The organism is Telluribacter sp., assembly GCF_035998675.1.
Lineage (GTDB): Bacteria > Bacteroidota > Bacteroidia > Cytophagales > Spirosomataceae > Telluribacter.
In genome coordinates this window covers 360396-372918 of record NZ_DASYHI010000018.1, presented here as the reverse complement: position 1 = coordinate 372918, position 12523 = coordinate 360396, and the positions used below count along the sequence as shown (strand labels likewise).

At 49.3% G+C, this 12523-nt stretch carries 7 protein-coding genes; 2 read left to right on the top strand and 5 right to left on the bottom strand.

All coding sequences use genetic code 11. From position 1 onward, the window contains the following. The first annotated feature begins 137 nt into the window (after positions 1-137). A complete protein-coding gene (gene bshA / locus VGN67_RS12215; RefSeq protein ID WP_327487111.1) occupies positions 138-1274 on the top strand; it encodes an N-acetyl-alpha-D-glucosaminyl L-malate synthase BshA in 1137 nt (378 codons plus the stop codon). Between the two features lie 64 nt (positions 1275-1338). Here bshA and VGN67_RS12210 read toward each other — a convergent pair whose 3' ends face one another. The 3 genes from VGN67_RS12210 to VGN67_RS12200 form a co-directional block, all read right to left on the bottom strand. After that, entirely contained in the window at positions 1339-2784 is a 1446-nt protein-coding gene (locus tag VGN67_RS12210) for an efflux transporter outer membrane subunit (protein ID WP_327487110.1), read from the bottom strand. A 15-nt stretch (positions 2785-2799) separates the two neighbouring features. Continuing rightward, positions 2800-5958, bottom strand: coding sequence for an efflux RND transporter permease subunit (locus VGN67_RS12205; protein ID WP_327487109.1), 3159 nt, complete (start codon positions 5956-5958; stop codon positions 2800-2802). A 75-nt stretch (positions 5959-6033) separates the two neighbouring features. Continuing rightward, entirely contained in the window at positions 6034-7191 is a 1158-nt protein-coding gene (locus VGN67_RS12200; RefSeq protein ID WP_327487108.1) for an efflux RND transporter periplasmic adaptor subunit, read from the bottom strand. Positions 7192-8545: 1354 nt separating this feature from the next. On the opposite strand from VGN67_RS12200, the gene VGN67_RS12195 reads away from it, so the two are divergent. After that, the gene (locus VGN67_RS12195; RefSeq protein WP_327487107.1) at positions 8546-9214 is read left to right on the top strand and encodes a sterol desaturase family protein; all 669 of its coding nucleotides are present in this window, start codon (positions 8546-8548) and stop codon (positions 9212-9214) included. A 13-nt stretch (positions 9215-9227) separates the two neighbouring features. Here the strand turns inward: VGN67_RS12195 and VGN67_RS12190 are convergent, their stop codons facing one another. After that, entirely contained in the window at positions 9228-9893 is a 666-nt protein-coding gene (locus tag VGN67_RS12190) for a YdcF family protein (protein ID WP_327487106.1), read from the bottom strand. Positions 9894-9948: 55 nt separating this feature from the next. Next, on the bottom strand, positions 9949-12378 hold the full coding sequence (locus VGN67_RS12185; protein WP_327487105.1) for a malectin domain-containing carbohydrate-binding protein: 2430 nt from the start codon (positions 12376-12378) through the stop codon (positions 9949-9951). Positions 12379-12523: the final 145 nt, after the last annotated feature.

Here is a 12523-nt window from a genome sequence, read left to right as displayed (position 1 = left end):
GCCTGTTACTAAATCTTTGTACAAATTTTGGGATAAAAATGGCGCTTTTTGGTGTTACTAATCCAAAACTAACCGAACAAGTTCGCCAATTCCAATAGAAATATAGAATTGAGGCCGTTAATCGAAAACAGCTAACTATGAAAATAGGCATCGTGTGCTACCCGACCTTCGGGGGCAGTGGCGTGGTAGCCACCGAATTAGGCAAGGCACTAGCCAAAGTAGGCCACCAGGTTCACTTCATTACTTACTCCCAACCCCCACGCCTCGATTTTTTTAACGAAAACCTCTACTACCACGAAGTAAATATACCTGCCTATCCGCTGTTTCAGTACCCACCCTACGAATCGGCCCTGTCGAGCGAAATGGTCCATGTAGTAAAATACATGAAGCTTGACCTGCTCCATGTACACTACGCTATTCCCCACGCCTCTTCGGCCTATATGGCCAAGCAGATTCTGGCGGCTCAGGGCATACATGTACCTGTCATAACCACTCTGCACGGAACCGACATTACACTGGTAGGTAAGGATGCCTCCTACGAACCCGTTGTTTCCTTCAGCATTAATCAATCCGACGGAATTACTGCCGTTTCTGATTTTCTTAAGAACGATACCTATCGGCATTTCAAGATAACAAAAGAAATTGAAGTAATCCCAAACTTTATTGACCTCGAACGCTTTAAGAAGCAAAAAAAGGATCATTTCAAGACCGCCATCTGCCCCAACGGAGAAAAGCTGGTAGTACATACCTCCAACTTCCGGGAGGTAAAACGCATTGACGACGTGGTTATGATTTTTCATAAGCTCCGTCAACACCTGCCTAGTCGGTTACTGCTGGTGGGCGATGGCCCCGAACGGGCGCGTATTGAAAAGCTGTGCCGACAATTGGGTATGTACGAAGATGTCCGTTTTCTGGGTAAGCTGGATGCCATCGAGGAAGTACTTTCGGTGGCGGACCTGTTCCTGATGCCTTCCCAATCGGAAAGCTTCGGACTGGCGGCGCTGGAAGCGCTGGCCTGCGAAGTACCTATTATTACCTCCAACGCGGGCGGCCTGCCGGAATTGAATGTTCAGGGCGTAACCGGATTTATGAGCAATGTAGGGGACGTGGATGATATGGTAAAAAATGCCCTCCACATCCTGCACGGGGACCACTTCGCTACCTTCAAGGCCAACGCGCTGGCCCGGGCCAAAGAGTTTGACATTACTAAAATTCTTCCTGCCTACGAAGCCTACTACGAACGGGTAGTGGCCGAAAATAAGGCCCTGGCTTAACTGGCTTAATAAGAAAACAGAAGAAGCGCAGTACGGGAGAGTCCTTTACTGCGCTTCTTCTGTTTTACTCCCAGCCTCCTCCCAGAGCGCGGTACAGGTCTATCATGGATAGGAATTGCTGCTTCTGGATATCCGTCAGCTCTAATTCGGCCTGTAGTACACTTCGCTGAGCCATGATTACCTCCAGATAGGAGGCATAGCCAGCCAGATACAGGTCATTAGCTACTGAAACAGCCTGTTGAAGTACCAGAACTTCCTGCGCTTTTAGCCCGGCTACTTTTTCCAGATTCTCGATACCCCGAATACTGGTTACTACTTCCTGATAACCCCTTATAACCGCCTGATTATAGGCCGCAAGCGCTCCGAGGCTGCTGGCTTGTGCCCACATTCTGCCGGCTTCCAGTGCCTTCCGGTTAAAAACCGGTGCCGCCAGGCCCCCGAGCAGTCCGTAAGCCAGTGAAGCGGGGTTAAAAAGCATACCGGCATTGAATGCATTGAAGCCCGCATGCGCCGAAATGTTAAGTGAGGGCAAAAAGGCTGCGCGGGCCGCCTGAAGATCGGCTTTGGAGGCTACCAGCTCCAGTTCGGCCTGCCGGATATCCGGACGACGACGCAGCATAGTAGCCGGAATACCCGCACTGATTTCATCGGGCAGCTTCTGCTGAAGGATCGACGCTCCCCGTTGAATGGGTTGCGGAAACCTACCTAACAGGGCGTTAAGCAAATTTTCTGCTTCAATGATCTGTTGCTGCTTCTGAACTTCCAGGCTTTGCGTATTCAGTAACTGAGCTCTAAACTGTCGTACGCCCAGTTCGTTGGCCCTTCCCCCTTCTTTTTGGATGACAATGGTTTCTACGGCTGTTTCCTGCAGCGTTTTATTCTTCCGGATAATTTCCAGCTCGTTGTCCAGCGTAAGCAGTTCGTAGTACAAACCCGACACCTCCGCTACCAGCCGCGTCACTACCAGTTGCCGCCCCTGCTCAGTGGCAAGGAACCGGGCATAAGCGGCTTCCCGTAAGGTTCTCAGTCTGCCCCAGATATCCACCTCCCATGAGCTCCGTAACCCCAGGAAATAGTCGGGAAGGAGAGTAGGAATGCGGCGGTCTTCCCCGATATTATCCGAAAAATTGGTGTCATAATTTCCGACTCCATCCATCGTATAGTCGCCATACTTACGTACGCCCGTGGAGGCTTCAAACCGGACCGACGGCAACAGAAACCCTTTGGTGCGGAGCACTTCGGCCCGCGCCATTTGAATGCGCTGCATGGCCATTTTCAGATCCGGGTTGTTCCGAAGAGCAGTATCAATGAGGGCGGCCAGGTCAGGATCGGCAAAAAATACTTTCCAGGGTACCTGCCCGATACTCGTGGAATCTGTACGTCCGACAAAAGTGGCGGTTGGCCGGATAGAAGAAGGCATTTGGACCGGAGTCAGCATTTTAGTACAGCCTCCCAGTGCCAGAAGCCCCAGCAAAAAATTTACTCTAACTATAATATTTGACGAATGCATACTTATGATTAATGATTAGTAACTCGAAACAGCATCTTGCTCCAGTGGCTGTCGCTCACCCGACTTACGACGATCGGTCAGGCTGGCAAACAGCACGTAGAGTCCCGGTATAAGAATTACCCCAAACAAAGTACCTACCAGCATACCACCCGCAGCGGCCGTACCAATGGAACGGTTGCCTAAGGCCCCCGCGCCGGAAGCCAGACACAATGGAATTAAGCCGGCAATAAAGGCAAAGGAGGTCATCAGAATCGGCCTCAGCCGCTCGGTGGCTCCCTCAATGGCTGCCTCCAGTACCGACAAACCTTCCTTACGTCGCAGAATAGCAAATTCAACAATCAGAATGGCGTTTTTACCCAACAGGCCGATTAGCATGACAAGTGATACCTGCGCGTAAATATTATTCTCAAGTCCCAGCAGCTTCAGGGCCAGGAAGGCACCGAATATACCCGTAGGCAACGACAGAAGAACGGGGAGTGGCAGCAGGAAGCTTTCGTACTGAGCCGCCAGCAGCAGGTAAACAAATACCAGACAGATTATGAAAATATAAATGGCCTGGTCGCCCGACAGGATCTCTTCCCGCGTTATGCCTGACCACTCGTAGCTAAATCCTTTGGGGAGCTTCTCGCGGGCCACCTCTTCCACAGCCTTGATCGCATCTCCACTGCTGTAGCCAGCCGCCGGGCTGCCATTAATCATAGCCGAGGTATACATGTTGTAGCGGGTAATCTGCTCAGGGCCATACACCCGTTCCAGCCGCGTAAATGTGGAGATAGGAATCATCTCCCCCCGGTCGTTCTTTACAAACATTTTGTTGACATCTTCCGGAGCCAGTCGATAATGCGGATCAGCCTGTACCATAACCTTGTACATTTGCCCAAACCGGATAAAATTGGAGGCATAGAAACTCCCAATCAGCGTCTGGAGGGTGTTCATGGCGTTCTCAACGGTTACCCCTTTCTGCGCGGCTACATCCTGGTCCATATGGATGAGGTACTGCGGATAGCTGGCATCAAAACCCGAAAATGCATTGTTGATAGCCGGATGCTTCCGGAGCTCTTCAATAAATTCATTAGTTACCCGGGCCGTTTGCTGAAAGTCACCGCTTCCGGTTTTATCCAGCAGACGTAATTCAAAACCACTGGAATTACCAAAGCCCGGCACAGCTGGTGGTGGGAAATATTCAATCTTGGCATCATAAATAGACTCTGTTTTTTCCTCCATCAGGGCAATGATGTCATCCACCGACCGTTCGCGCTCATCCCAGGGTTTCAGGTTTACCATGCCCATCCCGTAGGAAGCCCCTTCGGATTCAGTCATGAGGCTATACCCGGACAGCGTTGACACCGACTCCACTTCTTCAATGGTAACGGCGGATTTCTGGACAGCGTCCAGTACGGTTTCCGTACGCTCTACGGTAGCTCCCGCCGGTGTAGTGACATTCACGTAAAGTACCCCCTGATCCTCGGTAGGAATAAAGCCCGAGGGGAGTACGGTATTGATACCCCAGGTAGCTACACAAAAAGCTAACAAAAGACCTATAGTCACTAACCGGCGACTGGCAATAAGGCCCAGCAGCCGCTGGTAGCCACCAGCTACGGAATCATACCCCCGGTTAAAACCGTTAAAGAACCGTTGCAGTACGGTCTTTTTCTTTTCCTGATGATGGGTATTTTTAAGTAGTATAGCACAGAGTGCGGGCGTAAGCGTAAGGGCATTGATACCGGAGATCACAATGGCAATAGCCAGGGTCAGCGAAAATTGCCGGTAAAACACCCCTACCGGGCCGGACATGAACGCAACCGGAATAAATACCGCTGACATAACCAGGGTAATGGCCACAATGGCACTGCTGATTTCTCCCATGGCCGAAAACGTAGCTTCGCGGGCCGACATGTCTTCCTCGGCCATCTTGGCATGGACGGCCTCCACCACCACTATCGCATTATCCACCACTATACCTATGGCCAGTACCAGTGCAAAGAGGGTAAGCAGGTTAATGGAGAAGCCCAGCATCTGCATAAAGGCGAAGGTACCAATCAAGGCCACCGGCACCGCCAGCGCGGGTATGAGCGTAGAGCGAAAATCCTGCAGGAACAGGTACACTATAATAAATACCAGTATGAACGCTTCAAAAAGCGTGCGTACTACCTCGTGGATAGATGCATCCAGGAAGCGGGACACATCGTACGAAACGGTGTAGCTCATGCCGGGCGGGAATGACGTTTCCTTCAGCTCGGCCATCCGGGTTTTTATGTTCTCAATTACCTCGCGGGCGTTGGAGCCTGGCCGCTGCTTGAGCATGATTGACGCAGCAGGGCGTCCGTCCGACGTAGAGGCAATTTCGTAATCCAGCGAACCAAACTCAATCTCAGCTATGTCTTTCAGCTTCAGCATGGAGCCATCCGGATTGGCCCGAATGACAATATTTTCGTACTGCTCCGGTTCAAACATCTTTCCCGTATAGCGCAGTACATACTGCAGGCTTGGTGAAGTCCGGCCTGAACCAATTCCTGATTTACCGGGAGCGGCTTCTACGTTCTGGGCCCGAATAGCTTCAATGACCTCATCAGTAGATACCTTATACCCTACCATTCGGTCGGGCTTAAGCCACACGCGCATAGAATAGTCACGGTGACCCATGATTTCGGCGAAGCCTACACCGTCGATCCGTTTAAGTTCGGCCAGTACGTTAATATCGGTAAAGTTGTATACGAACTTCTCCCCTACAGTAGGGTCGGTGCTGGTGATATCGAGATACATCAGCATACTATTCACCTCTTTCTCTACCATGACCCCCGCCCGGATTACCTCCTCGGGCAGTTCATCAATAATGGTTTGCACCCGGTTCTGGACGTTTACGGCCGCCAGGTCAGGATCGGTACCTACGTCAAAAAATACGGTAATCAGGGTCATACCACTGTTCGAGGATACAGAGGTCATGTAGGTCATGCCCGGCACCCCGTTGATGGCCCGTTCCAGGGGAATAGCCACCGCCTTGGTACATACCTCCGCGTTGGCTCCGTTGTAGTTGGCCGTAACAGTAACCGAAGGGGGGACAATCTCAGGAAACTGGGTAATGGGTAAGCTAATCAGCGCCAGCCCCCCCAGTAGCGTAATAAGTAATGAAATTACCAGCGACAATACCGGCCGTTTTATAAAAATGTCAAACATTTATAGTATCAATTAAAGTACTTTACAATAGTTCTATCAGAACTTTCCTGCCTGTTCATTCTTTCAGTTATTGTGTTATTTTACCGACAACCGTACCTCCTCCGATCCTGCCGATATACTATCCATGGATACATACTTTGGCTGAATCTTTACACCGTCCTTAATATTCTGGATACCTTCGTACACTATTTCATCTCCCGGCTCAAGTCCTGACTCTACCACATAGTACTGTGCGATACGGGTCTTGGGCTGAAAGCTCTTCATCTTGACCTGCTTGTTCTTATCAACTATATATACATAGTTCTTATCCTGTATTTCAAATACAGCTTTCTGGGGTACCAGCAGTGCATTTGATATGGTATTAGTCAAACGGACCTTCCCTGATGAACCATGCTTCAGCAACTTTCCGGGGTTAGGAAACCGCGCCCGAAATGCAATGGACCCGGTTCCTTCGTCAAACTCTCCTTCCATGGTTTCTACCTTTCCCATATGGGAAAAGCGTGATCCATCGGCCAGTACCAGTTCTACCTCCCGGTTCTTCTTATCGCTATTCAGGCGGTTTGCTTTCACGTACTCGAGGTACTCGCCTTCTGATACATCAAAGTAGACATAGACAGAGCCAATGTCAGAAACCGACGTAAGCAAGGTACCTTCGTTGATCAGACTCCCTACCTTATAGGGGAGCCGATTGATGATACCACTAAATGGTGCTTTGATGGATGTGTGCGATAAGCGCAGGGTGGCGTTCGCCAGCTCCGAACGGGCCTCCATGATTCGAGCCTCCACCGCAGCGTAACGTGCCTGGGCAACTTCAAGCTCTGTTTTAGAAATCACTTTTTTATCTACCAGTAATTTAACCCGGTTCACTTCCAGCTGGGCCGCTTTCGCCTCCGCTATAGTACTCTGCAGATTTGCTTTGGCCGACGCAAGCTTAGCTTTGTACTCTTCATTGTTGATTCTAAACAAAATCTGGCCTTTGCGTACGTACCTGCCTTCGTCTACATACACCTGCTCTAGGTAGCCCTTTACCCGGGCGTATATATCTACGTTACGTATGGCATGAATATCCCCTACGTATTCTCGGTGTAGGTCAGTACTTTTTTCAACGAGGCGGGTAACCGGAAGTACCTTCACGGTACTTTCTTTGCTTATGGCATTTTCTTTGCTGCTGGCTGAACATCCAGCCACCCAGACGGCTAGCAGGATTAGGGGGATTTTGAGGTGCTTGTTCATATAGTTAAGATCAACTGGTTGGATAGTAATATCTACGAAATCATCCGTAAGAACCGCGGCTTTCAGAGGCTACAATACAGAGCGTATTGTACTTGTCGTACTAGATTTTTTTAGTATAGCAGTACCGTACAGCGGGTATGCTGCCAGAGAAGCATAATTCCTTCAAACGGAAAGGTACTTCAGGCCTGAGGAGGAGGTACAGGCAGAAGTATGGGTGGGTACTCCCACCAAAGAAGAAAGGGAATCAGGGCTTTCCGGTTGTCGTTTCTCCAATAATCCGGGAACGAAACAGAAACGGTATCATCAAAAGGTAATTTTACTTCATGGTCTGCTGAATCCTGCTGATATGAGCCGGCAGAGGCGTCCGTGGGAGTGGCATTTCCCGCGTTTCTCAGCAGGAAATACAATCTATCGAACAGGAAGCGATGACGGTCAGGTACCTTTGCATTGAAACTCTGTACTCTTTTGTTAAGGATGCTTTCTGCGAGAAGGAGTGACTCTGTACTATTCTTTATGGAGAACTTTGTATGCATGGCTAAACATTCCCTATCCAAACACGTCAGCATCAGGAAAGCCAGAATAGGTACTATTTGGGGTAAAGCATTCATAAAGTTACTAGTCACTCTTGTACACCTACAACTACCTACACAAAGTATAAGTTTGCATTATTCTTATATATTCAATTTAGCAAAACCCTGAAAGAACATCCTTCCGCTTTCTGTAAAACTTTCAGCTAATTAATCATTAGTTACACTTCTGTTATAGTACAATGCAAGAAATGGGCCAGCCAGAGGCACAAATGCCTGTTGTCCGGGAGCGTGGCATAAACATTTTGCGAGTTTGTACCTGGCACAACCTGTGATTAACCCTTGAATTACAACCAGCAAAAAGCAATTTAAGGTACCAGTAAACAAGGATTTTGGCGAGAAGGGTACAACTAGTTGCGGTACGAACCGTAGAAATGTAGCAGAGAGGAAGTTACAGACTAAAAGCTACCTACAGGAGCCATGATGCTACTTACCCAATCCTGAATATTGGTTTTCACAAAACTTTATATTTTACTAAATGTATAATAATAAAAGTATGAATCGCTTACAACGAGGAAAAAGGTACCCAAACTTGTAGAGTCTGATACCCCAGGAGGCCCGGGTACCGTAACTTATTCATGAAATCCTTGTTTTAGATGGTAGAAAGCCCCCAACTCAGAAAGGTTACTATGGCAGACCTGCCAATTTATAAACAGGCAGAAGACAATAAAATCGAATATAGTGTATATACAAAGTGGAGTAAGCCCTGTTTGTACACTTTATGAAATAGCATTTTTATTCATTAACTGATAACATTCATCAACGTTATGGACAAAGAATACACTTCAACTCTTAAGCCAAAACACAAAGGGTCGAAACAACTTTTTGAAAATCCCATTCTGGAAAGGCTTTCCCGTACTCATATCTCCGTTCCCGTTTCAATGTACCTCCTCATAGCTGCTTTTTTTGGCTGGTACGCCCTGACGTATACTGACATGAGCAACGCCTGGATCGTCGCCCTGTTCTTTCTTGGTTTGCTGACTTTTACGTTTGTTGAATACTGGGTACACCGCAGCGTATACCACATTGAACCCACTACTCCGGCCCGCGCCAAGTTTCAGTATACCATGCACGGTGTGCACCACGAGTACCCTAAAGACAAAACCCGGCTGGCTCTGCCCCCCATTCTGGCGGTCATTATTGCAGCGGCACTATTCGGGATTTTCTTCGTGCTGATGGGCGAAGCTTCCTACGCGTTCTTTCCGGGTTTTATGGTGGGCTATGCCGGCTACCTGACCATACATTTTCTGGTGCATGCCTATAACCCGCCCAGGAATTTCTTTAAGTACCTGTGGATTAACCATGCTATCCATCATTACAAAGACGGCGATACTATGCTGGGAGTATCCTCGCCGTTATGGGACCATGTGTTTGGCACCACCGGACAAAAAGCCGACGACAGTACAAAACGCCAGGCCGTGGAGCGGGGCCTGTAGGAATAAGGGAGGATTAATTCATAAGATGCCCGTTGAACCCCAACTCCACCAGCCGCTCCCAAGCCCTCCATACCTCATCGGGTATCGGCTGGAAAATCTGGAAGCCCAGGGCCGGGTACTCGCGTATACGCTGCAGATCACCTACCATAATATGGATAACGCGCTCGACGGGAATATCGTCGGTGGGGTAGTCGGTAAAAGAGAGTTGCGGTGAGGTTACCATCAGTTTTTGATGGGGCAGGTATACCCGGCAGGTAGCGTAGGCGCGCCGTTCCATGTTGGGTTTCTGTACTACAATGTAGGAGGTTGGGGCCAGCCCCCGCTCGGCCAGGAGCCGCTGGCTATTCTGTAGATTTTCTCCGGTATTGGTAGACTGGTTTTCTATTAGAATCGCCTCTTCCGGTACGCCCATTTGCCGGGCGATGCGGGCAAACTGATCGGCTTCCGGTTCGGTCCAGATTTCTTTGGTAAAATTTCCCAGTCCGCCCGAAAACACGATAACCGGTGCGTAGCCATCCAGCCAAAGTTGGGCGCCCCGTTCGGCTACGCGCGGATCATGGCTGCCCAGAACCAGAATACAGTCTGCTTTTTCAATGATATGGTTGACCTTGTGATAGTCCCATATAAGCTGGGCCAGCTGGAGTACTTCCTCCGTTATTAAACTACTATTCGTTCGCATTAACCCTATTTTCCCGTTTGTTTCTTCAGTAGCCCCACTAAAAACAGTGCGCAGGCTACTGCTTTACTACTTTGCGAATATAAGTTTTTTCGGGGGTAACTAACTTGATTATATACGTACCGCTGGGCAAACCGTTCAAAGAGATCCGGCGAGTAGACTCAGAACCAGCCATTTGACGAATTAACTGGCCGTTATTATCCAGCAGATAGTACTTAACCTGGTCCGTATTCTCCCGGGCCACTCCTTCTTCGTCTATTTCTTCATACTGCACAAATATCTCATCGGCTGTCGGATTGGGAAAAATGATCCAGTTCTTTGATCCTTTTTTCCCTGGCTTGCTACCCTGGGTTGTCAGAATTCCGGTGTCCGTTTCAGAAGTTGGTACGGTACCTATACAGGAAATTTCAATCGCGCTGACTAAGGGGTCTTCATTCAGGCGTTCAAACAAAATAGTAAGCTGACCATCCGTAACCTGTACCTCGAAGGTTTTTTTGAGGGCCTTCTTAAGTCCGGCTTCGGCTCTTATTTCAAAGTTGGAGGCTACGGTGGCATTCTCTAAAAGAATATTGAATGAGCGGGTTATACTACTGACCGACTCTACAAAATAAAAGTTAACCCTGTACCAGAGCGGCTCGGCTGCCACCGGAAACGCCCATACCATATTACCTCCCCCTCGACTGTCGCGGCGCATAGTCTGAAAAAGTGCCGTCGGAGCGCCGGTCGCGTTGGTATTAACAGCCATGTTGCCGGTAGTACTGGCAGCGGCATAAACATTGGTGTACGGACTAGGGCTTGTCTGGGTATCTATAGCCCAGGCCATTTCAGGGTCTGGGAGTGTGGCACCTCCGGCATTGACTCTGAATAGTACCTTAGGGCTATCCATAACATCCCGTACCTCTAGTTGTACCGTTTCGCTGCTAACCCCGCCCGTACGATCGCTAACTGTAAAAGTAATAGCATAAGTACCTGTTTGCCCGCGGGGGTCTGCCACTACAGTAGCGGTACCGTTGCGGTGGTCCGTTAATGTTACAAAAGACGGAAGTCCCTGGGCGCTGAAATCCAGCGAGTCCAGGTCAGCATCGTGGGCCTTCAGCAGAAGCTTCAAAGTACTGTTTTTGGCAACCGACCTGTCCCCTATTTTTTCCAGGACGGGTGGGCTAAGCTGTGACTCGTAAGCGCCAATGTCAAACGCCGCTCCCGTCGGCCGCGGTCGGCCCGCCAAATCGTGCAGTATACCAAGGGGCGCTACGTCCATTCCTTTGTTCAGGGCGGGTGAACTCAGCAGCAGGTTGTAATTACCGCCGCTACTGTTTACAAAGCCCGCCTCACTAAGCGTAGGCAGTTTCAGGTTACTAAGATCGGTAGCGGTGGCTCCGTTTCCATACACAAGGTACTGTCCGTTCTGGGGAGCTACCAGCAGGTTGTTATACAGCAACTTAACGGTGCGACTACCGTACATCCGGATGCTCTCGCGCAGGGAGGTTACAATGGTATTATTTACAATAAAAAGCGAAGTACCTGCCTTGGGTACGGTACGGTCGTCCGAAAAAATGCCAAATCCTTCGGGCGATACGAGCAGGTTATTGTAAATTTTTAAGCCGCCCTGATAGTCTACGGCCAGTATGGCGTTCCCAGTGCCGCTTATGACTTTATTGTTGAAGCAGGTTCCCCCGGCACCGGCACCGATTTGGATACCCATATTCTGAAAAGTACCAAAGGGGTCAGCGCCAAAGTTTTCTACTGTATTATTATATACCTCAGCATCGGGGGCGCAGGCATATTGAATACCGTCCGCCTTGGTATGTTGAATCAGATTATTATAGATTTTTAAACCGTAAATCAGGTGGGGAAGTACCTGGCGGCTTTTTCCGTCGCAGGTCATGGTAGCGCCGTTGTAGTTGGTATAGCCCACATAAAGGCCTTCGCCTCCGGTGTGGTGGACGAAATTATCATGAACCAGCACCCCATTCATAACCAGATTTTCGCGCCAGGTAGTACTGTCACAGTTTGGGTCAGTTTTGATCATCATTCCGGCAAATCCCGTTCCGCTTATTTCTACATGATCAATTTCAATGCTGGTTGTTTTAGCCCCGACAACCAGCCCACTGGCCCCGCTGCCGGTACTGCTGATGCGAATTCCATAGTCCGAAGTACTATCGCCCGTACCCGTAACCCTTACGTGGCTCGAGCCCCAGATATCCAGCGCACCATAGTAGGTTGTATGGGCTATGTCCACCACTCCGCCGCAGTTTTTGATGGTAATGGGTTTTTCGGCGGTACCCTCCAAATTCAGAAACCGGAAACGGGAATAAGTCCCGGCTTTGATACAAATTACCTCACCCGGCAGTACCTTCATCTGACGTCCGTCGTAGATGCCACTGGTGGTAATGGTCCGGCTGCAGCCGCAGTCCTGAGCCTGGGTAGCTGAGGGTAAGGTACTTAACAATAAAAAAATGAGCAGGAGGTAGTAGAAAGGTTTACTCATGAGTGGTCGAGATAGGTGGGAGCCGGATAAATTGTTTGGTGCAAAAAGTATTTTATGGAGCAAATTTTGTACCTAACTGGCATTTTGCTCCATAAATATTTACACACCACCTTGGTCTGAAGCAGTCGACTGCGCCCAATGATTT

Coding starts and splice junctions, on each gene's coding strand:
- bshA (WP_327487111.1), top strand. CDS start 138: ATGAAAATAGGCATCGTGTGCTACCCGACCTTCGGGGGCAGTGGCGTG.
- VGN67_RS12210 (WP_327487110.1), bottom strand. CDS start 2,784: ATGCATTCGTCAAATATTATAGTTAGAGTAAATTTTTTGCTGGGGCTT.
- VGN67_RS12200 (WP_327487108.1), bottom strand. CDS start 7,191: ATGAACAAGCACCTCAAAATCCCCCTAATCCTGCTAGCCGTCTGGGTG.
- VGN67_RS12190 (WP_327487106.1), bottom strand. CDS start 9,893: ATGCGAACGAATAGTAGTTTAATAACGGAGGAAGTACTCCAGCTGGCC.
- VGN67_RS12205 (WP_327487109.1), bottom strand. CDS start 5,958: ATGTTTGACATTTTTATAAAACGGCCGGTATTGTCGCTGGTAATTTCA.
- VGN67_RS12195 (WP_327487107.1), top strand. CDS start 8,546: ATGGACAAAGAATACACTTCAACTCTTAAGCCAAAACACAAAGGGTCG.
- VGN67_RS12185 (WP_327487105.1), bottom strand. CDS start 12,378: ATGAGTAAACCTTTCTACTACCTCCTGCTCATTTTTTTATTGTTAAGT.